22 protein-coding genes are annotated in these 25,259 nt (G+C 66.6%); 16 read left to right on the top strand and 6 right to left on the bottom strand.

Annotated features, from left to right (window positions below):
• Nucleotide 1: 1 nt before the first annotated feature.
• Nucleotides 2-604: a TetR/AcrR family transcriptional regulator gene (locus MF6396_RS17810; protein ID WP_054914335.1), complete on the bottom strand. Its 603-nt coding sequence runs from the start codon at nt 602-604 to the stop codon at nt 2-4.
• A gap of 97 nt (nt 605-701) precedes the next feature.
• Here MF6396_RS17810 and MF6396_RS17805 point away from each other — a divergent pair, with 97 nt between their 5' ends.
• The 9 genes from MF6396_RS17805 (at nt 702) to MF6396_RS17765 (ending at nt 12,642) form a co-directional block, all read left to right on the top strand.
• Nucleotides 702-1,451: an SDR family NAD(P)-dependent oxidoreductase gene (locus MF6396_RS17805; protein WP_043864056.1), complete on the top strand. Its 750-nt coding sequence runs from the start codon at nt 702-704 to the stop codon at nt 1,449-1,451.
• On the top strand, nt 1,444-2,202 hold the full coding sequence (locus MF6396_RS17800; RefSeq protein ID WP_078481155.1) for an SDR family oxidoreductase: 759 nt from the start codon (nt 1,444-1,446) through the stop codon (nt 2,200-2,202). Before MF6396_RS17805 ends, MF6396_RS17800 begins: the two co-directional genes overlap by 8 nt.
• A 160-nt stretch (nt 2,203-2,362) precedes the next feature.
• Entirely contained in the window at nt 2,363-4,438 is a 2,076-nt protein-coding gene (locus tag MF6396_RS17795; RefSeq protein WP_078481153.1) for a hydantoinase/oxoprolinase family protein, read from the top strand.
• 40 nt (nt 4,439-4,478) lie between these two features.
• Nucleotides 4,479-6,131, top strand: a complete 1,653-nt coding sequence (locus MF6396_RS17790; RefSeq protein ID WP_236171901.1) for a hydantoinase B/oxoprolinase family protein — start codon at nt 4,479-4,481, stop codon at nt 6,129-6,131.
• Nucleotides 6,132-6,134: 3 nt separating this feature from the next.
• Complete coding sequence (locus tag MF6396_RS17785; RefSeq protein ID WP_043864052.1) at nt 6,135-7,337, top strand: aminotransferase class I/II-fold pyridoxal phosphate-dependent enzyme; 1,203 nt, start codon at nt 6,135-6,137, stop codon at nt 7,335-7,337.
• Nucleotides 7,338-7,370: 33 nt separating this feature from the next.
• Nucleotides 7,371-8,183, top strand: a complete 813-nt coding sequence (locus MF6396_RS17780; protein ID WP_078481152.1) for an NAD-dependent epimerase/dehydratase family protein — start codon at nt 7,371-7,373, stop codon at nt 8,181-8,183.
• A gap of 33 nt (nt 8,184-8,216) precedes the next feature.
• Nucleotides 8,217-9,413, top strand: a complete 1,197-nt coding sequence (locus MF6396_RS17775; RefSeq protein WP_078481150.1) for an NAD(P)/FAD-dependent oxidoreductase — start codon at nt 8,217-8,219, stop codon at nt 9,411-9,413.
• A gap of 27 nt (nt 9,414-9,440) precedes the next feature.
• Nucleotides 9,441-11,126 carry a thiamine pyrophosphate-binding protein gene (locus tag MF6396_RS17770; protein ID WP_102063820.1) on the top strand — a complete coding sequence of 562 codons (1,686 nt, stop codon included), beginning with the start codon at nt 9,441-9,443 and terminating at the stop codon, nt 11,124-11,126.
• Between the two features lie 64 nt (nt 11,127-11,190).
• A complete protein-coding gene (locus MF6396_RS17765; RefSeq protein ID WP_078481147.1) occupies nt 11,191-12,642 on the top strand; it encodes an NAD-dependent succinate-semialdehyde dehydrogenase in 1,452 nt (483 codons plus the stop codon).
• Between the two features lie 27 nt (nt 12,643-12,669).
• Here MF6396_RS17765 and MF6396_RS17760 read toward each other — a convergent pair whose 3' ends face one another.
• On the bottom strand, nt 12,670-13,395 hold the full coding sequence (locus tag MF6396_RS17760; protein ID WP_043864047.1) for a FadR/GntR family transcriptional regulator: 726 nt from the start codon (nt 13,393-13,395) through the stop codon (nt 12,670-12,672).
• A gap of 363 nt (nt 13,396-13,758) precedes the next feature.
• On the opposite strand from MF6396_RS17760, the gene MF6396_RS17755 reads away from it, so the two are divergent.
• The 5 genes from MF6396_RS17755 to MF6396_RS17735 all read left to right on the top strand — a co-directional run bounded on the left by MF6396_RS17755 (nt 13,759) and on the right by MF6396_RS17735 (nt 18,732).
• Complete coding sequence (locus MF6396_RS17755) at nt 13,759-14,907, top strand: branched-chain amino acid ABC transporter substrate-binding protein (protein WP_078481146.1); 1,149 nt, start codon at nt 13,759-13,761, stop codon at nt 14,905-14,907.
• 143 nt (nt 14,908-15,050) lie between these two features.
• The gene (locus tag MF6396_RS17750; protein ID WP_043864046.1) at nt 15,051-15,989 is read left to right on the top strand and encodes a branched-chain amino acid ABC transporter permease; all 939 of its coding nucleotides are present in this window, start codon (nt 15,051-15,053) and stop codon (nt 15,987-15,989) included.
• Nucleotides 15,990-16,001: 12 nt separating this feature from the next.
• Nucleotides 16,002-17,243: an ABC transporter permease subunit gene (locus MF6396_RS17745; RefSeq protein WP_043864045.1), complete on the top strand. Its 1,242-nt coding sequence runs from the start codon at nt 16,002-16,004 to the stop codon at nt 17,241-17,243.
• Nucleotides 17,240-18,013 carry an ABC transporter ATP-binding protein gene (locus tag MF6396_RS17740; RefSeq protein WP_078481145.1) on the top strand — a complete coding sequence of 258 codons (774 nt, stop codon included), beginning with the start codon at nt 17,240-17,242 and terminating at the stop codon, nt 18,011-18,013. The genes MF6396_RS17745 and MF6396_RS17740 overlap by 4 nt, the downstream gene beginning before the upstream one ends.
• A 2-nt stretch (nt 18,014-18,015) precedes the next feature.
• Nucleotides 18,016-18,732 carry an ABC transporter ATP-binding protein gene (locus tag MF6396_RS17735; RefSeq protein WP_043864043.1) on the top strand — a complete coding sequence of 239 codons (717 nt, stop codon included), beginning with the start codon at nt 18,016-18,018 and terminating at the stop codon, nt 18,730-18,732.
• 7 nt (nt 18,733-18,739) lie between these two features.
• On the opposite strand, the gene MF6396_RS17730 is transcribed toward MF6396_RS17735, so the two are convergent.
• The gene (locus tag MF6396_RS17730; RefSeq protein ID WP_078481144.1) at nt 18,740-19,414 is read right to left on the bottom strand and encodes an SOS response-associated peptidase; all 675 of its coding nucleotides are present in this window, start codon (nt 19,412-19,414) and stop codon (nt 18,740-18,742) included.
• Nucleotides 19,415-19,506: 92 nt separating this feature from the next.
• Complete coding sequence (locus MF6396_RS17725; RefSeq protein WP_078481142.1) at nt 19,507-20,691, bottom strand: acyl-CoA dehydrogenase family protein; 1,185 nt, start codon at nt 20,689-20,691, stop codon at nt 19,507-19,509.
• A gap of 246 nt (nt 20,692-20,937) precedes the next feature.
• On the opposite strand from MF6396_RS17725, the gene MF6396_RS17720 reads away from it, so the two are divergent.
• Both MF6396_RS17720 and MF6396_RS17715 read left to right on the top strand, forming a co-directional pair.
• Entirely contained in the window at nt 20,938-21,903 is a 966-nt protein-coding gene (locus MF6396_RS17720; protein WP_078481141.1) for an ABC transporter substrate-binding protein, read from the top strand.
• 14 nt (nt 21,904-21,917) lie between these two features.
• Nucleotides 21,918-22,880 carry an aliphatic sulfonate ABC transporter substrate-binding protein gene (locus tag MF6396_RS17715; protein WP_043864039.1) on the top strand — a complete coding sequence of 321 codons (963 nt, stop codon included), beginning with the start codon at nt 21,918-21,920 and terminating at the stop codon, nt 22,878-22,880.
• A 189-nt stretch (nt 22,881-23,069) separates the two neighbouring features.
• Here MF6396_RS17715 and MF6396_RS17710 read toward each other — a convergent pair whose 3' ends face one another.
• A complete protein-coding gene (locus tag MF6396_RS17710) occupies nt 23,070-24,653 on the bottom strand; it encodes a rhodanese-related sulfurtransferase (protein ID WP_078481140.1) in 1,584 nt (527 codons plus the stop codon).
• On the bottom strand, nt 24,650-25,258 hold the full coding sequence (locus tag MF6396_RS17705) for a cysteine dioxygenase (protein ID WP_078481139.1): 609 nt from the start codon (nt 25,256-25,258) through the stop codon (nt 24,650-24,652). The genes MF6396_RS17710 and MF6396_RS17705 overlap by 4 nt, the downstream gene beginning before the upstream one ends.
• Nucleotide 25,259 lies beyond the last annotated feature (1 nt).

Below are 25,259 nucleotides of genomic sequence, written 5' to 3'. Positions count from 1 at the left end.
ATCAGGCCATGTTGGAATTGTTCTTGGCGCTTTCGATGATGCCCGTGACGAAGGTGATCAGGGCCTGGGTCAGGCCCTGTTCGCTGACCTGCACCCCGCGCCACTGCGCGTGCCCGTACAGCATGCCGATGACGGCATGGGTGACGAGGCCGATCGCGCCTCCCTGGCGCCCGTCGCGTGCACACTCGCTAGCAATGATGCCGCTCAGGATCGACGCATGGCTGCGGTTGAGCGCGTCGATCTGCAACTGCTGTTCGTGGGACAGGTTGACGTACTCGCGAGTCACCAATTGCACGCGATGGGCGTGGGCCAGGTTGAACCGCACAAACGCCTGGACGAAGCGCTGCAGGCGTTCTTCGGGGGTTCTGGCGCCTTTCATGCAGCGTTTTGTGTCGAACACCAGGTCGGCCAGGGTCGACTCGATCAGCTCGAACAACAGGCACTGCTTGTTCTCGATGTGGTGGTACAGCGAGCCGGCACGCAGGCCCAGATGGCTGGCCAGGTCGCGCAGGCCGATGGCCTGGTAGCCGCGGGTGGCGAACAGTTCGGTGGCCGCGTCGAGCAGGCGGTCCCGGGGCGAGCAGGCAGTAGCGGCAGCGGGCATGGCGCAGTCCTGTATGGGCATCGAGCGGGGCAAATTCGGTTTGACCAAATGTAAGACAACAGGCATCTTACGTAAAGACTAATGCGCGGAGGTGGTTATGGAAGGTCAGACGGTCGTAATCGTTGGCGGGGCTTCGGGTTTGGGCCTGGAGACCGCCAGGTTGATGGTCAAGCGTGGGGCACGAAAAATCGGCTTGATCGATCGCAATGAGCAGTTGATGGCCGAGGCGGCAAGCACCTTGCGCGCCCTGGATTGCGAGGTGGCCACGGCGGCGGCGGACATTTCGCGCCAGGCCAGCGCCCATGCAGCCTTCGGGCAGGTCGTCGAGGCGCTGGGGCGGGTGCACTGCCTGGTCAACAGCGCGGCGATCTACCCGCGCCAGGACATCTTCGAGATCACCGACGAAGAGTGGGACCTGGAAAACGCGGTCAACATCAAGGGCACCTACCACATGATGGTCGCCGCCGTGCGCCACATGCAGGGCTTCGTCGCGGCGCCGCAGGTGACCGGGCGCATCGTCAACGTGACCTCGGTGGATGCCTTCAAGGCGCACCCGCAGAACGCCCACTATGCCGCCACCAAGGCGGCGGTGGTGAGCCTGACCAAATCCTTCGCCCAGGCCTGTGCCAAGGACCAGATCCTGGTCAACTCGGTGGCGCCGGCCGGCTTTGCCACCGAGCGCGCCCGCCAGCTGGGTTTTCTCGGCGAGCTGGCCGCCGCCAACCCACTGGGCCGCGCGGCGGAACCTGCAGAGATCGCCGAATGGATCGTGATGATGGGCAGCAGCCGCAACAGCTATGCCACGGGTGAGAACGTGATTGTCAGCGGGGGTTACATCTATGCCTGAAGCAGCCGCATTACCGGCCTCCTACCGCTGTGCACTGGTGACCGGTGCCACCAGCGGCATCGGCAAGGCCATCGTGCTGGCCCTGCGCGATGCCGGCCTGCAGGTGATTGCCGTGGGCCGCAGCCGTGAGGCGCTGCAGGCGTTGGGCCAGGAGCAGGGCGTGGTGACGGTGGAGGCCGACGTGCGCCAGGCCGACGCCTTTGCCCAGGTGCTGAGCCAGTACCCGGTGGACGTGCTGGTCAACAATGCCGGGGTGCTGTCGAGCCGCGCCGCGTTCCAGGACATGGACCCGGCCGAGATCGACACCATGCTCGACATCAACCTCAAGGCGCCCCTGCACCTGACCCGTCAGGTGCTGCCGGGCATGGTGCAGCGCGGCCATGGCCACCTGTTCTTCATCGGCTCGAGTGCCGGGCGTGCGCCGCACCCCGGGGCGGCGGTGTATGGTTCGTCGAAGGCCGGCATCAGCCTGTTCTGCGACGCGCTGCGCTGCGACCTGCTGGGCAGCGGGGTGCGGGTGACCGAAATTGCCCCGGGTCGCGTGCAGACCCAGCTGTACCGTACCGCCATGGGCATGCAGGCCGCGGGCAGCGAGCTGTATGACGGCTACGCCTCGATCATGCCCGAGGACATCGCCCAGCTTCTGCTGGCGGCCTTGCGCCTGCCCGAGCAGGTGGATGTTTCGCGTCTGGAGGTGTTCCCCACGGCCCAGGCCGTGGGCGGCGCGCGGATGGTCAAGACGCTCGGCTGAGGCAGGCGGTGCCGGTGCGCGCGGCGCATCGGCACGCCAGCCCGGGCGAGGGTGGAAAAGCGTGGTGTTAGTGCTTGACCACCTGTAAGACAACATATAACTTACATTAAGCCCGCCAACCAGTCGGGTGTGACAAGCACAAGAATTCAGGGGAACGACGATGACTGCTACAGCATGCCGAGTCGGCGTGGACATAGGTGGGACCTTTACGGATATCGCGCTGGATGTCGGCGGGGTGTTGCACTCGACCAAGATTCTGACGGACTACGCATTGCCCGAGCGTGCGATCCTCACGGGTGTGCAGGCGGTCGTCGACGCGGCAGGCCTGAAGCTGTCTGATATCGAGCAGCTGATCCACGGCACCACCCTGGCCACCAACGCCCTGATCGAGCGCCGCGGCGCGCGCACTGCGTTCATCACCACCGAAGGTTTTCGCGACACGCTGGAGATGCGCACCGAAAACCGTTTCGAGCAGTACGACATCAACATTGCCCTGCCACCGCCGCTGATCGAGCGCGAGCACCGCTACACCCTGCGCGAGCGCCTGGACGTACGCGGCAACGTGCTGATCGCCCCGCAACAGGCCGATATCGACGCGCTGGTGCAGCGCATCGGCGAGGGCGACTACCAGAGCGTGGCCATCGGCCTGATCCACAGCTACATCAATGGTGCCCACGAGCGCCTGTTGCGCGACGCCCTGCAGGCGCGCCTGCCACACCTGTCGATTTCGATCTCCAGCGAAGTCTCGCCGCAGATGCGCGAGTTCGAACGCTTCAACACCGTGTGCGCCAACGCCTACGTCAAACCCCTGATCAAGTCGTACCTGGACCGCCTGGTGGTCACCCTCAAGGCCGCCGGCGCCGATTGCCCGGTGTTCATGATCCATTCCGGCGGCGGCATCATCTCGGTGCAGAGCGCCGCCGAGTTTCCGGTGCGCCTGGTGGAGTCGGGCCCGGCGGGCGGGGCGATCTTCGCCGCCGACATTGCACGCAAATACGCGCTCGACGCGGTGGTGTCGTTCGACATGGGCGGCACCACGGCCAAGATCTGCCTGATCGAGAACCAGGTGCCCAAGACCGCCAAGACCTTCGAAGTGGCGCGCACCTACCGCTTCAAGAAGGGCAGTGGCATGCCGATTTCCATCCCGGTGGTGGAGATGGTCGAGATCGGCGCCGGCGGCGGTTCCATCGCCAGCATCGACAGCATGCGCCAGATTCGTGTGGGCCCGCACAGCGCGGCGTCCGAGCCGGGCCCGGCCTGCTATGACCGCGGTGGCCTTGAGCCGACCATCACCGATGCCAACCTGCTGCTGGGCCGCCTGGATGCCGACAATTTCGCCGGCGGCGCGCTGCGCCTGTCGGTCGACAACGCCGCCAGCGCGGTGGACCGGGTGATCGGCCAGCCGCTGAGCATGGACCCGCGCACCGCCGCCTTCGGCATCTGCGAAGTGGTCGACGAGAACATGGCCAACGCCGGCCGGGTGCACGCGGTGGAGAGCGGCAAGGACATTGCCGACTACACCATGATCACCTTTGGTGGCGGTGGCCCGCTGCACGCTGCGCGTCTGTGCGAAAAGATGGGTGTGTCGCGCTTTCTGGTGCCGGCCGGCGCCGGGGTGGGGTCGGCCATCGGTTTTCTGCGTGCGCCGTTCGGCTATGAAGCGGTACGCAGCGCCTTCGTGCGCCTGGCCGAGTTCGAGGCGGGGCAGGTCAATGCACTGATCGACGACATGAAGGCCGAGGCCCTGGGCTTCCTGCGCCAGGGCATGCCCGAGGGCGAGCCGGAGATGGAGTGCACCGCGTTCATGCGCTACGTCGGCCAGGGCTGGGAGATCCCCGTGAGCCTGCCGTTCAAGGCTTTCAGCAACAGCGACACGGCGCAGTTCAAGACGCTGTTCGAGGCGGCCTACACGGTGTTCTTCGGCCGCCCGATCGAAGGCCCGGACGTGGAGATCGTCAGCTGGTCGGTCAAGGCCAGTTCGCCCTTGCCGCCCGTGGCGCTGGCCAGCCAGGTCAAGGCCTCGCACCGCGCCCACGAAGTGGCGCGTCGCCAGGTGTTCGACGTGGTCGCCGGCGGTTTCGTCGATGCCGGCATCTACCAGCGCGAAGCGCTGCAGGCCGGTGCGCGCATCGATGGCCCGGCGATCATCGCCGAGCGCGAAACCTCGACCTTCGTGTCGTCCTCGTTCACCGCCACGGTCCAGCCCGACGGCTGCCTGCTGGTCGTCCGGCGCTAAGCCGCATTCGTTTGGAAGGCGATAACCCATGAGCGAAACAATGATCGATATTCAAATGCAGGTGATGTGGAACCGCCTGGTGTCGGTGGTCGAAGAACAGGCCCTGACCCTGATCCGCACCGCGTTCTCCACCAGCGTACGCGAAGCCGGCGACCTCTCGGCCGGGGTGTTCGACCGCGCCGGCAACATGCTGGCCCAGGCCGTTACCGGCACCCCCGGCCACGTCAACACCATGGCCGAGGCGGTGGTGCACTTCATCAACGACATCGGCCCGGACAACATCTTCGAAGGCGACGTGTACGTCACCAACGACCCGTGGAAGGGCACCGGGCACCTGCACGACATCACCATCGTCTCGCCCTCGTTCTACAAGGGCCGGCTGATCGGCTACTTCGCCAGTACCGCCCACGTGGTGGACATCGGCGGGCGCGGTTTCGGCCCGGATGCCCGCGAGGTGTACGAGGAAGGCCTGTTCATCCCGATCATGAAGCTGTTCGAGCGCGGCCAGGTGAACCGCGACCTGATCAACATCCTGCGCAACAACGTGCGCGAGAACGACCGCGTGGTCGGCGACTTCTACGCACTGTCGGCCTGCAACGAGACCGGGCACAAGCGCCTGCTGAGCATGCTCGACGAGTTTGCCCTGGACGACCTGGAGCACATCGGCGGGTTCATCCTGGAGCACAGCCGCCGCGCCACCCTGGAATGCTTCAAGTCGCTGCCCCATGGCACCTACCACAACAGCATGACCCTGGACGGCTACGACGTGCCGGTGACGCTGGCGGTGACCCTGACGGTGGGTCCGGACGGCATTCTCACCGACTTCAGCGGCACCTCGGGCATGAGCCAGTTCGGCATCAACGTGCCGCTGGGCTACGCCAAGGCCTATGCCTGCTACGGGCTCAAGTGCATCGTGGCGCCGGAGATCCCCAACAACAGCGCCTCGCTGGAGCCTTTTGCGGTCACTGCGCCCGAAGGCTGCATTCTCAATGCCAAGCACCCGGCGCCGGTATCGGTACGCCATGTACTGGGCCACTTCGTGCCCGACCTGGTGCTGGGTGCGCTGCACAAGTGCCTGCCCGGCCAGGTGCCGGCCGAGGGCGCCAGCGCACTGTGGAACCTGCACCTGAGCGTGCGTCCGCTGGACAGCAACCCGACCGGGCGCAACGCCGAGATGCTGATGTTCAACAGCGGCGGCATGGGCGCGCGCTCCGGCATGGACGGCCTGAGCGCCACCGCGTTCCCCAGCGGCGTGCACACCATGCCGGTGGAAGCCACCGAACAGGCCGGCCCGGTGGTGGTGTGGCGCAAGGAACTGCGCGAAGGCTCTGGCGGTGCCGGCCTGCTGCGCGGCGGCCTGGGCCAGGAAATCGAGGTGTCGGCCGCCGAAGGCTACAGCTTCCGCTTCAGCGCCATGTTCGACCGCATCCAGTACCCGGCGCGTGGGCTCGAGGGGGGCAAGGAGGGGGCCCAGGGCTACGTGGGCCTGGACGACGGCACCCTGCTGCGCGGCAAGGGCCAGCAGTTCGTGCCGGCCGATCGGCGCCTGGTGCTGCGCCTGCCGGGTGGCGGCGGTTACGGCGACCCGCGCCAGCGGCCACGCCACGAGGTGGCGCGCGACCTGCGCTTTGGCTACATCAGTGCCAGCCAGGCACGCGACGACTACGCCTTCGAACCCGGCCAGGAGGGCTGACCCATGGACTTTCAGAGTGCCCGTGTGCGGGCGGTGAAAAGCTCGCCGAGCATGGCGGTATCGGTGCTGGCCAAGCAGATGCTGGCCAAGGGCGAGCCGGTGATCAACCTGAGCCTGGGCGAACCGGACTTCAACACCCCGGCCCACGTGATCGAGGCCGCGCACCAGGCGATGCTCGAGGGCAACAACCACTACACCGCGCCCAATGGCCTGGAGGTGCTGCGCCAGGCCATCGTCGACAAGTTCGAGCGGGAAAACGGCCTGCGCTACGCACTGGACGAAATCTGCGTGGGCAATGGCGCCAAGCAACTGCTGTTCAATGCGTTTCTCGCCACCCTGGAGCAGGGCGATGAAGTACTCACGCCAGCGCCGTACTGGGTGTCGTACACCGACATGGCGATGCTCAACGGCGGCGTGCCGAAGGTGGTGCCGTGCGGCGCCGAACACGGCTTCAAGCTGGATGCCGCGCGCCTTGAGGCCGCCATCACCCCGCGTACCCGCTGGCTGATGCTGAACTCGCCGAACAACCCCTGCGGGGCGATCTACAGCCGTGAAGAGTTCGCGGCCCTGGGCGCCGTGCTGGAGCGCCACCCCCGGGTGCTGGTGATCTCCGACGAGATCTACGAGCACATCGTGCTGGGCAGGCAGCCGTTCGTGTCGTTCGTCAGCGCCTGCCCGCACCTGCGCGAGCGCACCCTGCTGATCAACGGCGTGTCCAAGGCCTACGCCATGACCGGCTACCGCCTGGGCTATGCGGCCGGGCCACGCGAGCTGATCGTGGCAATGAACAAGACCCAGTCGCAGACCACCACCTGCCCGTCGACCATTTCGCAACTGGCGGCTGCTGCGGCGCTCAACGGCCCGCAGGATTTCGTGCGCCAGGCCAATCGCGAGTACCAGGCCCGAGGGGCGCTGGTGGTCGAGGGCCTGGCGGCCATCGAGGGGTTGAGCCTGCAGATGCCCGAGGGCGCGTTCTATGCCTTCCCGCAGTGCGCCGCGTTCATCGGCAGGCGTACGCCGGACGGGCAGGTGATCGAAACCGACGCCGACCTTGCCAGCTACCTGCTGCGGGTGGGCAAGGTGGCCACGGTGCCGGGCTCGGCCTTTGGCCTCGAACCCTACATTCGCCTGTCGTTCGCCACCTCGCGCCAGGAGCTGGAGCAGGCCCTGGGGCAGCTGCGCGATGCGTTCGCGGCGCTGGCCTAGTACCGACAAACCGACTTTCACGAGGTTTCAAGCATGAGCAAGCCGTTCAAACGTTTGTTGATCACCGGTGCAGCCGGTCGCCTGGGCAGCGTGTTGCGCAAGCACATGCAGGCCTTTGCCGACGAGCTGCGCCTGACCGATATCGCCGACATGGGCAGCGCCGCGCCGCACGAAGAGCTGGTGCGCTGCGACCTGGGCAACCTGGCCGATGTGCTGCCGCTGGCCGAGGGCGTGGATGCCATCATCCATGCCGGCGGCGTGCCGGTGGAGGACACCTTCGCGGCGATCCTCAACGGCAACATCGTGGGCACCTACAACATCTATGAAGCGGCGCGCCAGCATGGCGTCAAGCGCGTGATCTACACCAGCTCCAACCACGCCATCGGCTTCTATGACCGCACCGAAACCATCGACGCCAGCGCAGCGCACCGCCCCGACAGCCTGTACGGGGTGAGCAAGTGCTTTGCCGAGGACCTGGGCCGCTACTACTGGGACAAGTTCGCCATCGAGTCGGTGAACCTGCGCATCGGCTCCTCGTTCCCCGAGCCGCTGGACCGGCGCATGCTCGCCACCTGGCTGTCGTTCGCCGACTTCGCGCAGCTGTGCGAGCGCTCGCTGCTGGCGCCACGGGTCGGCCACATGATCGTGTACGGCATGTCCGACAACCGCGAAACCCTGTGGGACAACCGCCTGGCGTCCTCCCTCGGCTACGTGCCCAGGGACAGCGCCGACGACTACCGCGAGAAGGTCCTGGCCGAGCACCCGCCGCTGCACCCGAACGAGCCGGCAGCGCGCTACCACGGCGGCAACTTCGCCGGCGCCGGCCACTTCGAAGACCCGAAATGACCTTTTCCGAGCACTTTTGAAGAGACCCCAGCCATGGCTTCGACAGCAACAAAGCAGCATTACGATGTGGTGATCGTCGGCGGTGCGGTGAATGGCAGCGCCACCGCGTACTTTCTGGCCAGCAACCCGGACTTCACCGGCTCGGTGCTGGTGGTGGAGCGCGACTGGACCTATGCCCAATCGGCCACGGCGTTGTCCAGCAGCTCTATCCGGGTGCAGTTCTCCAACCCGATCAACATCCAGATCTCGCGCTTTGGCGCGCAGTTCATCCGCGACTTCCCCGAACTGATGGCGGTCAATGGCGACAGGCCCGACCTGGCCTTCAAGGAGAACGGCTACCTGTTCCTGGCCGACCAGAAGGGTTTCGACGTGCTCAAGCGTCTGCACCAGACCCAGCTGGACAACGGTGCCGACGTCACGTTGCTGGACACCGAGGCGCTGATCCGCCGCTTCCCGTGGGTCAACCCCGACAGCCTGGCCGGCGGCACCTATGGCGAGAGGGACGAGGGCTGGTTCGACAACTACGGGATCATGAACGGCTTTCGCAAAAAGGCCCGCAGCCTGGGCGTGGAGTATGTCGAGAACGAAGTGGTCCAGGTGCTGCGCGAGGGTGATGTGATCACCGGTGTGCGCCTGGGCGATGGCCAGTTGATCGGCTGTGGCCAGCTGGTCAACACCGCCGGCACCCGTGGACGCCAGGTGGCGCGCCTGGCCGGGCTGGACATTCCGGTGGAGGCGCGGCGCCGTTCGCTGTTCGTGTTCGACTGCCATACGCCGCTGCCCGGCACCGTGCCGCTGACCATCGACCCCACCGGGGTGTTCTTCCGTCCCGAAGGCCACCTGTACCTGGGCGGCACCTACCCGCGCCACGACCCGGAGGTGGATTTCAGCGACTTCGACGTGATGCACGACGAGTTCGAGGAAGAGGTGTGGCCGGTGCTGGCCGAGCGTGTGCCGGCGTTCGAGGCGATCAAGGTGGTCAACGCCTGGGCCGGGCACTACGACTTCTGCGTGCTCGACCACAACGCCATCGTCGGCCCCCATGACCAGGTGCGCAACTTCCTGTTCTGCAACGGTTTCAGTGGCCACGGCCTGCAGCAGGCACCGGCCATCGGCCGCGGCCTGAGCGAGCTGATCATCTACGGGGGCTACCGCACCCTGGACCTGAGTGCCCTGAGTTATCAACGAGTGATCGAGAACCGTCCTTTCCTGGAAGACTCGGTCATCTGACCGCGCCGCCTGATGGAGAACAACAAGATGAACACTGACAACAACGGGCTGCGCACGGGCGGGCAGGTGCTGGTCGATGCCTTGCGCATCAATGGCGTGGAACGCGCGTTCTGCGTGCCCGGCGAGAGCTACCTGGCGGTGCTCGATGCCTTGCACGATGCCAGGGACGACATCGAGCTGATCGTGTGCCGCCAGGAGGGCGGCGCCGCCTACATGGCCGAAGCCTACGGCAAGCTCACCGGCAAGCCGGGTATCTGCTTCGTCACCCGCGGGCCGGGGGCGACCAATGCCTCGGTCGGCGTGCACACCGCCTTCCAGGACTCCACGCCGATGATCCTGTTCATCGGCCAGGTGGCCCGCGACCAGGTGGAGCGCGAAGCCTTCCAGGAGATCGACTACCGCCGCATGTTCGGCCAGATGGCCAAGTGGGTGGTGGAGGTCGACGATGCCGCGCGCCTGCCCGAGCTGCTCAGCCAGGCGTTCCACCGCGCCACCAACGGCCGCCCCGGCCCGGTGGTGGTGGCGCTGCCCGAAGACATGCTGACGGATCGGGTGGCAGTGGCCGATGCCGGCCCGGCCCGGCGGATCGAAGCGGCGGCGGCATCTGCCGACCTGCAGCGCCTGCAGGCTCTGCTGGGCGAGGCACAGCGCCCGTTGGTGGTGCTGGGCGGTGGCGGCTGGACCGCCGCGGCGGTGGCCGATGCGCGGCGCTTCATCCAGGCCCAGAACCTGCCTGTGGCGGCTTCGTTCCGCTGCCAGGACCTGTTCGACAACACCTTGCCCCAGTACGCCGGCGACCTGGGCCTTGCCGCCGGCCCCGAGCTGGTGGAGGCGGTGAAAAGCAGTGACCTGCTGCTGGTGATCGGTGCACGCCTGGGCGAGATGAGCACCGGCGGCTATGCCCTGGTGGACATTCCGGTGCCCAGGCAGGCGCTGGTGCACATTCACCCCGGCATCGAGGAACTGGGCCGGGTGTACCAGCCGACCCTGGCGATCAACGCCGGCATGCCGACCATCGCCGCGCAACTGGCGGCGCTGGCGCCGGTCAAGCCGCAGGCATTCGCCGAGTGGGTACAGCGCCTGAACAGCGGCTACCGGGCCAACTTCGAATGCCCGCGTTCGCCCGGCGCGGTGCAGATGAGCGAGGTGATCGCCTGGCTCAACCAGCACCTGGCCGCCGACAGCATCATCACCTGCGGTGCCGGCAACTACACCGGCTGGGTGCACCGCGGCTACCAGCACCAGGCGTTTCGCACCTTGCTGGGGCCCACCAACGGCTCGATGGGCTATGGCGTGCCGGCGGCGATTGCGGCCAAGCTCACCGCGCCGCAGCGCAGCGTGGTGGCGTTCGCCGGTGATGGCTGCTTTCTGATGAACGGCCAGGAGCTGGCCACTGCCGCGCACTATGACGCCCGGGTCATCGTGGTGGTGGTGAACAACGGCATGTACGGCACCATCCGCATGCACCAGGAGCGCAGCTACCCGGGGCGGGTGTCGGGTACCGACCTGCACAACCCCGACTTCGCCGCGCTGGCACGGGCCTATGGCCTGCATGCCGAAACGGTGAGCGCCACCGAGCAGTTCGCGGGTGCGTTCGAGCGTTGCGAGGCGTCGGGCAAGCCGGCGCTGATCGAGGTGCAGATCGACCCCGAGGCGCTGACCCCGCGCATGACCCTCAGCCAGATCCGCGAAAAGGCCCTGGCGTCGCGTTGACCCTCCAGGCGGGGGCAGGGTCTGCCTCCGCCGTTTCCCTTCATTCCCCTGCGAGCCCATCAGCATGAACCTTGCCGATCCTGATCTGCTGCGTGAACGTTGCTATATCGATGGAACCTGGGTGGGCGCCGACAGCGCCCGCAGCATTGACGTGACCAACCCGGCCACCGGCCAGCGCCTGGGTGGCGTGCCGCGCATGGGCGCCGACGAAACCCGCCGCGCCGTGCTCGCCGCCCAGGCGGCGCTGCCGGCCTGGCGCGCCCTCACCGCCAGGGAACGCGCCAGCCGCTTGCAGGCGTGGTTTCGCGAAATTCTCCTGCACCAGGAAGACCTGGCGCGCATCATGACCGCCGAGCAGGGCAAGCCCCTGGCCGAGGCCCGTGGCGAGATCGCCTTCGCCGCAGCCTATGTGGAGTTCTATGCCGAGGAGGGCAAGCGCCTGTATGGCGACGTGATCCCCTCGCCGCAGGCCGACCGACGCCTGCTGGTGACCAAGGAGCCGATTGGCGTGTGCGCGGCGATCACGCCGTGGAACTTCCCGGCGGCGATGATCACGCGCAAGGCCGCCCCGGCCCTGGCGGCCGGCTGCACGCTGGTGCTCAAGCCCGCCTCGCAGACCCCGTTCAGCGCCCTGGCGCTGTGCGTGCTGGCCGAACGCGCGGGCATACCGCGTGGCGTGCTCAACGTGGTGACCGGCGACTCGGCCGCCATCGGTGGCGAACTGACCGCCAACCCGGTGGTGCGCAAGCTGTCGTTCACCGGCTCCACGCCCATCGGCATCCAGTTGCTGCAGCAAAGCGCGGCCACGGTGAAGAAGGTGACCCTGGAGCTGGGCGGCAACGCGCCCTTCATCGTGTTCGACGACGCGGACCTTGAAGCGGCGGTGGAGGGCGCACTGGTGGCCAAGTTCCGCAACAGCGGGCAGACCTGCGTGTGCGCCAATCGCTTCTACATCCAGGACGGCATCTACGAGCGCTTTGTCGAGCGTTTTGCCCAGCGGGTCGGCGAGCTGGTGGTGGGCGAGGGCAGCCAGGCCGGCACCACCGTCGGCCCGCTGATCGATGCCAAGGCCGTGGCCGGGGTCGAGGCGATGGTGAGCGACGCACTGGAGGGCGGTGCGCGACTGGTCGCCGGTGGCCGGCGCCACCCCCTTGGCGAGGCGTTCTACCAGCCCACCGTGCTGGCCGAGGTGACACCGGACCTGCGCGTGGCCCGCGAGGAGATTTTCGGGCCGGTGGCGCCGCTGTTTCGCTTTCACAGCGAAGAACAGGTCATCGCCCAGGCCAATGCCACCGAGTTCGGCCTGGCCTGCTACCTGTATGCACGGGATGTGGGGCGGATCTGGCGGGTCTCGGAGGCCCTGGAGTACGGCATGGTCGGCGTCAATGTCGGCGTGCTGGCCACCGAGGTCGCACCGTTTGGCGGCGTGAAGTCATCGGGGCTGGGGCGCGAAGGCTCGCGCTACGGGATCGAGGATTACCTCGAGATCAAGTACGTGTGCCTGGGCCTGGGCTGACCCGCGAGGGCAGGGCGACAGCGCCGCTCAGTCGCCGCTGTCGACCAGGCGCTGGTAACGCGACAGGCTTTCTTCCAGGTGCTTGCGCACCGCCGAACGGGCGGCGTTGACGTCGCCCATGCTGATGGCCGAGAGAATCGCGCCGTGTTCGCGGCCGATCTTCTTGATGTGCGCCAGGCGGTTCTTGCCGGTGGACTGGCCGTGCTTGAGGTTGAGGTCGAAGATGATGTCCGGGCCCAGGGCTTCGAGCAACTGCGGGAAGTGCGGGTTGTTGGTGGCGCGGGCAATCGCCAGGTGGAACTCGAAGTCGGCACGGGCCTCTTCCTCGAGGTTGGAGCCGTCCAGCGCGTTGAAGCGGTCGAAGGCCTCGGTGATCTGCGCCACGCTGGTGGGGCTGCGGCGCTCGGCGGCACGCGCGACCGACTCGGTCTCGATGCCCAGGCGCAGTTCCAGCACGTGGGCGGCGGCGCGCACGTCATCGACTGCGGTGCTCAGGGCAAAGCCCAGGCGCTTGACGTCCTGCTCGACCACGAATACGCCTACACCCTGGCGGGCGATCAGCCGACCGCCCAGACGCAACGAGGCCACGGCCTCGCGAATCACAGGGCGGCTGACGCCGAATTCCTTGCACAGCTCCTGTTCGGACGGAAGCTTCTGCCCCGGCCCGTATGTGCCATTGTCGATCCGGTTGGACAGCTCGTGGATCACTGTCTCCGCCAGATTGGCCCTGCGCGTTCCAAACGACGCATTCATAGTTGTGTAGCTCCTGAAACTGATGTGCTCATCACGATGGATTGAATGGTTGAACAGGTTGGCGCATCCGTCAAACGCGATCTGCGTCGATTTCACCCGACCCGCTAAAAACCCGAAGTAGCGGCGAAAATGTAGCCATATGTTATCAAACAACTGACTTGTTATGGTGCAAGCGCCTGATTCTACTGCAATCCCATGCCTCGTTAAGGTGCATGGATCAAGGCGTGCGTGGCTTTTATCAGCATTTTCATTTTCCTCAAGCATACACCCATTGACAGTTGCCTGCTGACTGTTATCTTACAAGTGCGCCGGCGAGGTTGGCCAGGCGTGTGCAGTTCGTCCAATGATTACTGGGAGCTGAGAATGAATAAGAACAACCGGGGTTTGACCGCCCTTGCTGCACTGATGGCAACACTGATGGGGGCTGGCACGGCGAACGCGGCGGACACCCAGCTGGTACGGATCGGCTTTGCCGGCCCGCTGACCGGGCCCTCTGCACACCAGGGGCTGGATGTGGAACATGGCGTGAGCATCGCCATCGAAGAGGCCAACCAGCAGCAGTTGAAGCTGGGCGACAAGGTGGCCCAGTTCAAGCTGGTGTCCGAGGACGATGTGGCCGACCCGCGTACCGGTACCGCCGTGGCGCAACGCCTGGTGGATTCGAAGGTGGCGGTGGTGATCGGGCATTACAACTCGGGCACCAGCATCCCGGCCTCGAAGATCTACGCCGATGCCGGCATCCCGCAGATCTCGCCGTCGGCGACCAACCCGGCGCTGACCCGCCAGGGCATCAAGACCGTGTTTCGCGTGGTCAACGACGACGCCACCCTCGGCCGCTATGCCGGCAACTACCTGGTCAAGACCCTGCAGGCCCAGCGCATCGCGATCTTCGACGACCGCACCGCCTACGGCCAGGGCCTGGCCGACGAAGTGACCAAGGCGGTCAAGGCCGCCGGTGGCAACGTGGTGGTACGCGAATACACCAACGACAAGTCCACCGACTTCAATGCCATCCTCACCACCGCCAAGTCGCAGAAGGTCGATGCGGTGTTCTTCGCCGCCCTCGACTACCAGGCCGCCCCCATGGCCAAGCAGATGAAGAACCTGGGCCTGAAGGCCAGGTTCATGAACATCGGCAACCTGCCCAACGACGAGTTCAAGAAGATGGCCGGCAGCGCCGCCGAGGGCGTGTACGCCTGGAACTACGGCACCCCGTTGCTGGAGATGCCCAAGGGCGCGGCGTTCGAGCAGAAGCTCAAGGCCAAGTTCGGCACGGGCGTGGTGCAGTCCTCGCCGGCGGCGTACGACGCCACCTGGGCGGCGATCACCGCCATGGTCAAGGCGCAGTCGGCCGACCCTGCCGTGTACCTGCCGGTACTCAAGAGCGAAAGCTACGAGGGCGTCACCGGCACCATCGCATTCGATGAATTCGGCAACCTGAAAAGCCCGGCCGCCACGGTGTTCCAGTTTGCCGACGGCGGCTGGAAAACCCTCTCGGTCGAGCGCGACTGAGCCGTTGCTCTACCTCGAATAACAAGCGGGCCGCCCGGCTCGCAACAATAAGAAGCGTTCATTTCTGACCTGCCAGGCATGCCGCCGCGTCGCTGTTGCCAGCGCACGCGGTGAGCGACAACGCAGTTTTGAGGATTCAGCTCGTGGAAGGCAATTTCGATATCTTGTTGCAGCAGGTCCTCAACGGCCTGGTGCTGGGCAGCATCTATGCCCTGGTAGCCCTGGGCTACACCATGGTCTACGGCATCATCGGCCTGATCAACTTCGCCCACGGCGAGGTGGTGATGGTGGGCGCCATGGTGACCATCTCGGTGCTGAGCATGCTCGCGGGCATGGGCTTTGCGCCCGGCATCCTGACCCTGCTGCTGGCGATCATGGTGGCGGCGGCGGTGTGCATGCTGATGGCCCAGGGCATGGAGAAGTTCGCCTACCGGCCCTTGCGCAAGGCCCCGCGCCTGACCCCGCTGATCCTCGCGATCGGCATCTCGATCGCCTTGCAGAACCTGGCGATGATGATCTGGGGGCGTGGCTACAAGACCTTCCCCGAAGTGGTCGAAACCCGCCCGATCGAGGTGTTCGGCGCCACCGTCACCAACGTGCAGATGAGCATCATGATCATCTCGGTGGTGATCATGCTGGGGCTGTGGCTGCTGGTCGACAAGACCCGCCTGGGCAAGGCCATGCGCGCCACCGCGCAGAACCAGGAAGTGGCCGGGCTGATGGGCATCAACATCAACCGGGTGATTTCCGCGACCTTCCTGATCGGTGCCGGGCTTGGCGCCATCGCCGGGGTGATGCGCGCGGTCAACTACGGCCAGGCCGACGCCTACATGGGCCTGCTGCTGGGGCTCAAAGCCTTCTCGGCGGCGGTGCTGGGCGGTATCGGCAACCTGTTCGGGGCCATGGCCGGCGGGCTGCTGCTGGGCCTGATCGAGTCGCTGGCCGCCGGCTACACCGGCCACCTCACCGGGGGCTTCCTGGGCGCCAACTACCAGGACATCTTCGCGTTCGCCGTGCTCATTCTGGTGCTGCTGTTCCGACCCAACGGCCTGATGGGCGAACGCCAGGCCGACCGGGCCTAGGAGGCAACGCACATGAAAAACCAAACCGCACAGTACCTGCTGCTGATCCTGGCGTTCGTGGCCTTGCCCTTCGTCGTCGACAGCATTCCGTTTCTGGGGCCCACCTGGGTACGCATCCTCGGCTTTGCCATGCTCTACGTGCTGCTGGCACTGGGCCTGAACATCGTGATCGGCTACGCCGGCCTGCTCGACATGGGCTACATCGGCTTCTATGCCATCGGCGCCTACCTGTACGCCTTGCTGGCCTCGCCGCACCTGAACATGGCCGGGCTGGTGGACGGCGTGCTGAACTGGCCGCTGTGGGTGATCATCCCGCTGGCAGCGATTGCCGCGGCCATCTGCGGGGTGCTGATCGGCGCCCCGGTGCTCAAGCTGCGCGGCGACTACCTGGCCATCGTGACCCTGGGCTTTGGCGAGATCATCCGCATCTTCATGAACAACCTCGACCAGCCGGTAAACATCACCAACGGACCGCAGGGCATCAGCAACATCGCACCCTTGCACATCGACGGCGGGGCCTGGTCGCATGCCGCAGGGCAGGCGCCCGAGGCGCTGCTGTCGCTGCAGACCTCATGGAGCCTGTTCGGGCTCAAGGTCACCCCGGTGATCAGCTACTACCTGTTCTTCCTGGTGGTGGTGATCTTCGCCATCGTGCTGTCCAAGCGCCTCGAAGTCTCGCGCATCGGGCGGGCCTGGATGGCCCTGCGCGAGGACGAGGTGGCGGCCGAGGCCATGGGCCTGAACAAGCGCAACCTCAAGCTGCTGGCATTTGCCATGGGCGCGACCTTTGGCGGGGTATCCGGGGTGCTGTTTTCCAGCTACCAGGGCTTCGTCAGCCCCGAGTCATTCACCCTGATGGAGTCGATCATGGTGCTGGCGATGGTGGTGCTCGGCGGCATGGGCTCGATTCGCGGCGTGGTGCTGGGGGCGTTGATCCTGTCGGTGATGCCCGAGGTGTTCCGCGACCTGGTCAACTGGATACAGCCGTTCGTGATGGACAACGTGACCTTCGTCAGCCGCGAGGTGCTGCGCAACGTGCTGGATGCCTCGACCCTGCGCATGCTGGTGTTCGGCCTGGCGCTGATTCTGGTGATGCGCTACCGGCCCGAGGGCCTGTGGCCGTCCAACCGGCGCCGCGCCGAGCTGCATGACGGCGACCCCGAGCCCACCCCGGCGGCGACCGCGCTGAGCACCACGGTGCCCGCGAGCACGCCGGCCTTCGATCACCCGGCCCAACAGGCGGACAAGGTATGAGCGACGTATTACTGGAGCTGCGTTCGGTCAGCAAGTTCTTTGGCGGCCTGCAGGCCCTGCACGGCATCGACCTGTCGATCCGGCGCGGCGAGATCCGCGGCCTGCTGGGCCCCAACGGCGCGGGCAAGACCACCCTGTTCAACGTGCTTACCGGGCTGTACCGGGCCGAAGAGGGCAAGGTCGAATTCGACGGCAAGCCGCTGAACATCAGCAAGCCGCACAAGGTGGTGGAGGCGGGTATCTCGCGCACCTTCCAGAACATCCGGCTGTTCCACAACATGACCGCGCTGGAAAACGTGATGATCGGTCGCCATGTACGCACCCGCTGCGGGGTGTTCGGGGCCGTGTTCCGCACCCCGGCCTGCGTGCGCGAAGAGCGCGAGATTCGCCAGGCTGCGCGGCACTGGCTGGCCTACGTGGGCATCGGGCACCTGGCCGGGGAGCTGGCCAAGAACCTCTCCTACGGCGACCAGCGGCGTCTGGAAATTGCCCGCTCGCTGGCCACCGAACCCTTGCTGATTGCCCTGGACGAACCGGCGGCCGGCATGAACGCCTCCGAGACCGAAGGCCTGCGCCAGCTGATGTGCAAGATGAAGGCCGACGGCAAGACGGTGCTGCTGATCGAGCATGACGTGAAGCTGGTGATGGGCTTGTGCGATCACGTCACCGTGCTGGAATTCGGCAGGAAGATCGCCGATGGCCTGCCGGTCGATGTGCAAAGGGACCCTCGGGTAATCGAGGCCTATCTGGGTTCGGAGGCGGTGGCCTGAACATGAAGAACATTCTTGAAGTACGCGACCTGCAGGTGGCCTACGGGGCCATCCAGGCGATCAAGGGCATCGACCTGCACATCCGCGAAGGCGAAATGGTCGCGTTGATCGGCGCCAACGGCGCCGGCAAGACCACCACCCTCAAGACCCTGGCCGGCCTGCTCAGCCCGGTGGCCGGGCAGATCACCTTCGATGGCAAGGCGCATGCGGCGATCAAGAGCTACGACCTGATCCGCCAGGGCCTGGCGCTGGTGCCGGAAGGCCGCGGGATCTTCCCCAAGCTGACGGTGTACGAGAACCTGGAGATGGGCGCGTTCTCGCGAACCGACGGCAAGGACGCGATCCAGGCCGATATCGAACGCATGTTCGGCATCTTCCCGCGGCTCAAGGAGCGCGCCTTTCAGCTGGCCGGCACCATGTCGGGCGGCGAGCAACAGATGCTGGCGATTTCCCGGGCATTGATGGGCAGGCCCAAGCTGCTGTTGCTCGACGAGCCGTCGATGGGCCTGGCGCCGATCATCGTGCAGAAGATCTTCGAAACCATCGTCGAGGTGGTCAAGGGCGGCGTGACCCTGCTGCTGGTGGAGCAGAACGCCAGGCTTGCCTTGCAGACCTGCCAGCGCGCCTATGTGATCGATGGCGGGCGCATCGCACTGGAAGGCCAGGCCAGCGACCTGTTGCACAACGAGCAGGTGCAGAAGGCGTACCTGGGCGAGTAGGCGCCGTTCAGGGGTGCCGGCGCTGCACCAGGGCCGGGCCCTGGTTGCGGCTGTTGCCCACGGCGCTGTCCACGGGGTACCACTCGAACACCTGGGCGGGCTCGGCGAGGTCCAGCAGCAGCTGTTCGGCGTATGCCTTGGAGGTGGCGGGGTCCAGCCAGTGGCGTGCGGCGTCTGCGGCCAGCACCACCGGGCGCCGGTCATGCACATCCAGCAGGCCGCCCTGGCTGTCGGCCGTGATGATCACGCAGCCGTCCTGTTCGCCGGGTGGGTCGCCCAGCTGGCCGATGGCCGCGCACAGGGCAGGGCGTCCATCGCGGCGGCGGATCAGGTAGGGCTGCTTCTTCGGCCCGCCTTCATCGACCCATTCGAACCAGTTGTCGACCGGCACGATCAGCCGGTGCGGCCAGATGGCGCGAAAGAACGGGCCGTGGGCCACCTTCTCGACGCGGGCATTGATCGGTGCCGGCTTGTCCTGCGCCCAGTGGGGCCGCCAGCCCCAGCGCAGCAGGTCGGCGTGCAGGGTGTCATGCTGCACGCCGAGTACCGCCAGCTGGGTGGTGGGGGCCACGTTATAGTGCCCAAGCGGCGCATCGCCCACGCGGTTGACCAGTGGGTTGGGCATGCTCAGGGCGTCCACGAACTCGTGGATGCCGTGGTACTGGCTCAGTCGTCCGCACATGTGCACCTCCGCCGGCAGGCCTGTTTGAGCATAGGCCGATTTGGTGGGCGGCGGTGCGTGGCCGGTCGGACGCTGTCAGCCGGGGGCGAGGGTCAAGGCGCTTCCTGGCTCAGCGCCGAGCGCCCGGCACTGTGGAACACCACGTCATCCTGCGGGGTGTGGATGCGGCTGCACAGCACGTTGCGGTAGTGCCGCTCCAGCGGGTTGTGCCGCGAAAGCCCTGGGTTGCCGCTGGCCTCGATGGCCAGCTCCACGGCCTGGATGGCGTTGTGCGTGACCAGTTGCTTGAGCTGCCCGGCGTGCTGCGCGGTGACCTGGCCGCTGGCCGCGGAGTCGAGCAGGTTGCGGTTGGCGAACAGCAGGGTATCGATGCGCCCGACCCGCTCCTGAAAGCGCGGCAGGCTGGCCAGCGGCTGGCCGAGGTTGGACGGCACCCGCTCGCGCAGGAAGCTCACCAGCCAGTCGCGTGCGGCCTGGGCCACGCCGTCGTAGAGGCTGGCCAGCAGCACCGCCATCCACAGCTGAGCTTCGCCATCGAGCTCGGCGCGCGGTGCGCTGGCCGGGCTGACGGCCACGGCATGCTCCAGCGGCAGCAGCACATTGTCGAACTCGACGCGGTGGCTGCAGGTGGCACGCATGCCCAGGTGATCCCACTCATCGACGATGCGGATGCCGGGGCTGTCCTTGTGCACCAGAAAGCCACCCACCAGCGGGTCGGCATCGTCGCTGCGCGCCCACACCAGGTACCAGCTCAGGCCGTGGCTGCCGGTGGAGTAGAGCTTGGTGCCGGACAGGCGCCAGCCTTCGGCGGTACGCCGCGCGAGGGTTGCGGGCAGGCCGCCACGGGCCGGGGTGCCCAGCTCGGGTTCGACCCTGAAGGCATTGATCAGCGCGCCGTGCTCCACCGCTTCGCGGGCCAGGCGCTGGCGCAGCGACACCGGCCAGCGCTGGTCGTCCTGCAGGCGCACGTGCTGCAGGTACTGCATGACCAGAATCAGTGCGGTGGAGGGCTCGCCCTTGGCCACGGCGGCCACCACCTTGCGCGCGGTGGCGAGGTCGGCACCGGCACCCCCCAGCTCGCGCGGCACGGTGAGCGCGAGCAGGCCATGGCGTTGCAGCAGGGCAAAGTTGGCGGCGGGGAAGGCACCGCTGCGGTCCACCTCGGCGGCGCTGGCGGCCAGCTCGCGGGTCAGGGTAAACAGCAGTGGGTCCAGGTCGGCCAGGGCAGGGGCCGACTCGATCGAACGGTACGGCGCGGCAATAGAAGACAGGCTCATCAGGCACTCATCGCAGAAAATCCAGGGAGCACCCGGGGGTGCCGTCGTCCCGCCCCGAGTTGTGTGTGCAGATCGGCGGGCTTATGACCGTATGCGTTAAATTTTCTGCTGTAAAATTCTTTATGGTTATAAGCTAATGGCGATAATTAAACGTTATTTGCATATTAGGATATTCATAAAATGCACTTCACTGATTTATGACGAGCCGGTAGAGTCGCTCTACAATCGCCTTCAGGAGTGCACTGCATGCCACCCATTTCACGACTTCTCGCCCTCGCCGGCGCCTTGCTGCTGGCCGGGCAGGTGCTGGCCGAACCGCGTATCGAACTGCGCATCGGCGACCAGAAGGGCAACATGCGTGCCCAGCTGGAGGCCGCCGACGGGCTGCGCGACCTGCCGTATGACATCAAGTGGGCGGAGTTTCCGGCTGCCGCGCCGCTGGCCGAGGCGCTCAATGCCGGCGCGGTGGACGCCGGCATCATCGGTGATGCGCCGCTGCTGTTCGCCCTGGCGTCCGGCGCGCAGGTCAAGGCGATTGCCGTGGACAAGTCCGACGCCTATGGCACCGCGGTGCTGGTGGACCCCGGGTCGGCGCTGCACGCGGCGGCCGACCTCAAGGGCAAGCGCATCGCCACCGGGCGCGGCTCGATTGGCCATTACGTGGCGCTCAAGGCGCTGGCCAGCGCGGGGCTGAGCGAGAAGGACGTCGAGTTCCGCTTCCTTGGCCCGGTGGATGCCAGGATGGCCCTGGCCAACGGTTCGGTGGATGCCTGGGCGACGTGGGAGCCCTACACCGCGCTGGCCGAAACCACCGGCCAGGGCCGGGTGCTGGCCAATGGTCGCGGCTTGTCCAGTGGCAACAGCTTTCTGGCGGCGACCGACAAGGCGTTGGCCGACCCGGCCCGGCGCGCGGCGCTGCAGGACTACCTGGCGCGCCTGGCCAAGGCCCAGGTGTGGGCCAACCAGAACCTGGACAGCTACTCCAAGACCCTGGCGCAGATCATCGGCTTCCCGCAGGACGCGGCCCGGCTGCAGTTCGAGCGTCGCCAGTTGCGCTGGCAGGTCGTGGACGCCGGCACCATCGCCGAACAGCAGGAAACCGCCGACTTCTACCAGGCCCACGGCCTGATTGCCCAACGTCTGGACGTGGCGCCGACCTTTGCCGGCGGCTTCGTGCTGCCCGCCAGGGTCGCCGTGACCCAGGCCCACTGACAGGAGCTGACCCCATGCAACCGTTCAAACGTCTGCGACAACTGGCCATCGGCGCGCTGCTTGGCGCCAGCCTGGTCGGTAGCGCCAGCGCGGGGCAAACCCTGCGCATCGGTTACCAGAAATCCTCGACGCTGCTGATTCTGCTCAAGGCCCAGGGTACGTTGGAGCAGCAGCTGGCGCAGCAGGGCATACAGGTCAGCTGGCATGAGTTCGCCAGCGGCCTGCCGCTGCTGGAGGCCCTGAACCTGGGCAATGTCGATGTGTCGGCGGATGTGGCCGACACCGTGCCGGTGTTCGCCCAGGCGGCGGGGGCGCGGCTGACCTATTTTGCCCGCGAGACGCCATCGCCACTGGCCCAGGCCATTCTGGTGCCGGCGGATTCGCCGCTGCACAGCCTGGCGGATCTCAAGGGCAAGAAGGTGGCGGTGACCAAGGCCGCGGGGAGCCATTACCTGTTGATACAGGCCCTGGCCAGGGCCGGGTTGACCTTCAGCGATATCCAGCCGGCCTACCTGATCCCGGCCGATGGCCGTGCGGCGTTCGAGAACCGCAAGGTCGATGCCTGGGTCACCTGGGACCCGTTCGTGGCCAGCGCCCAGCGCCAGCAGCATGCGCGGGTGCTGAGCGACGGGCAGGGGCTGGCCAGTTACCAGCGTTACTACCTGGCGGGCAGCGATTACGCCAAGGCGCATCCGCAGGTGCTTGAGACCGTGTTCGGTGCGTTGCAGAAGGCAGGGCAGTGGACCAAGGCCAACCCCACGCAGGCGGCGCAGGTGCTGGGGCCGTTGTGGGGCAACCTGGATGTGGCCACGGTGGAGCAGGCCAATGCGCGGCGCAGTTACGACGTGCAGTTGGTGAAGCCGGAGCATCTGGCCGAACAGCAGCAGATTGCCGATGTGTTCTTTGCCCAGGGCCTGTTGCCGCGCAAGGTGGATGCGGCGGCGGTGTCGTTGTTCGAGCCGGTGGCAGGGCGCTGATTTCGGCTCGGCGGGTGAGGGCTGCCTGATCCACGGTGGGTTCAGGTTGTACGAGTGCTTCGCGCTCGATTCGCCGGCAAGGCCGGCGCCTCCTGTGCTTGTGCCCGAAGGGCGCAGAAGCGGGCCTTGCCCGCACCTGCGTATGCGGCCTGTCGGCCAGGGGCAGACCATACGGTCTGCTCAAGAGGTTCAGATCACCCGGAACCCATGGGTGCCATCACGCCCCAGCTGCGCCACCAACCCGAACTCCCAATCCAGGTACCCCTGCATCGCCTCACGCGGGTTGTCGGTGCCTTCATACGGCCGGCGGTAACGGTCGCTGCGCGGCACCGCCAGGTGCGTCTCGCCCGACTCCAGCGGCCGCCCCTCGGCAATCCAGCGGCCCGTACCACCCTCCAGCACGAATACCGGCACTCGGGTCAGGCGTTGCAGGTCCTGCGCCGCAAACCGCGCCAGCAAGCTGCTGCCGCAGGTCAGCACGTAACGTCCCGCCACCGGCAAGCGCTCCAGTGCCTGCTCCAGCTGTGCCCTGATCGCCCAGTGCGCACCCGGTATGTGCCGCTGCACGTAATTGGCACTGGTGGTGAAGTCGAGCAGCACCGTGTCGGCGTCTGCCTGCCACTGCACCAACTGTTCGGGGTCGATGGTCGAAGGCTGCGGCAACGCCGGCAACGGCGGCTGCCAATCACCCGTTTCGCTGAAGTCGCCTGCGCCCAAGCCATCGAGCACCGCCACCTCCCAACCCATCTGCGCCAACCACGACGCACTCATGTTGGCACGCACGCCATCGTCATCGATCAGTACGATGCGCGCCCCGCGCACACTGGCCACATGGTCGGTTTCCTGCACCAGCTGACCACCCGGCGTCGAGCGGCTGCCTGGCAGGTGGCCCCGGGCAAATTCCTCGGGGGTGCGCACATCGAACACATAAGTACTGCGATCGGCCTGGGCGCGCCACGCCGCCAGCGTCTGGCTGTCCGCACGCACGACGCCGGCCTTGTCGGCCACGGCGCGGGCCTGTTCGGCGGCGCGCTGCCGGTTGGCCGGGCTCACGTCGCCAAAGCGCCGCGATTGGCCATGGGCCAGGGTCTGCCCCGCCAATGTCCAGCCAATGGTGCCGTTGCGCAAAGCCGATACCGGGTTGGGAATGTCGGAGTTGACCAGCGACTGGGTGCCGATGATGCTGCGGGTGCGCCCGGCGCAATTGACGATCACGCGGGTGGCCGGGTTCGGTGCCAGCTCGGCCACCCGCAGCACCAGTTCGGCACCCGGCACGCTGATGCCGCCCGGAATGCTCATGGTCTGGTATTCGTCGAAGCGACGCGCATCCAGCACCACCACGTCGGCCCTTTCGTTCAGCAGCGCCTGCACTTCTTCGGCCGCCAGCGAAGGGGTGTGGCGCTGGCTTTCCACCAGTTCGCCAAACGCCTTGCTCGGTACGTTCACATCCTGGAACAGCTCGCCGCCGGCCTCGCGCCAGCCGGCCAGGCCGCCTTCGAGCAGGGCCACGTCGCTGTAGCCAAGTTGACCCAGGCGCTGGAGCGCAATCTGCGCCAGGCCCTCGCCATCGTCATACACGGTGATCGGTGTATCGCGCCGGGGCACTCGCGCGTAGATTTCGATTTCAAGCCTGGAAAGCGGGATGTTGGCCGCGAACAGCGGATGTTCCACGGCGAAGGGCGCTTCTTCGCGCACATCGATCAGGGCCAGTTCATGCCTGGCCAGCAAGTGCTGGCGCAGGTGGGCGTAGGTGCGGGTGGTCGGGGTGCTCATGGCGCAAGGTTCTCTTTTGACAGGTCCCACAGATTGGGCAGTTGGGTGTTGGAATAACCGGAAATGAAGGGTTTCTCGCTGCCGTCGGCCAGGTACACGGCACGCCTGCCCGCGCCGATGTTGGCGCCGTACACGTGGATGCTGATCGACACCTGGTCGTCGAAGGCATTGCTGACCTGATGGATGTCGCCGATGCGCGGCGACACCGCCTCGACCTGGCCGCGCTCGAGGCGCACCGGGCTGCCGGACGGCAGCAGCGCGCCGTGCTCGTTGCGGGCAAACCCCTGGGCGTACTCGGCGCCGCGCAGCATGCCGATCAGGCCCCATAGCCGGTGGTCGTGGACCGGCGTGGTCTGCCCCGGCCCCCACACGAAGCTGACGATGGAGAAGCGCTGGCGCGAATCGCAGTGCAGCAGGTACTGCTGATAGCGTTCGGGGCTGGGCTGGGCCAGCTCTGGCGGCAGCCAGTCGTCATGGGCCACCAGTTGCTGCAACAGGCGCTGGCCATCATCGAGAAGGGCCGCTTCATCGGTTTCTCGGTCGAGCAGGCTGGCCAGTTCGTCGATGAACTGACGCAAGCGGTCCAGGCGAAGGGGGTCGGTCATG

The organism is Pseudomonas sp. MF6396, assembly GCF_002018915.1.
GTDB classification, from domain to species: Bacteria; Pseudomonadota; Gammaproteobacteria; order Pseudomonadales; family Pseudomonadaceae; genus Aquipseudomonas; species Aquipseudomonas palmensis.
Note: the sequence above shows the minus strand (reverse complement) of the source record. Positions and strands in the feature narration are given on the sequence as shown.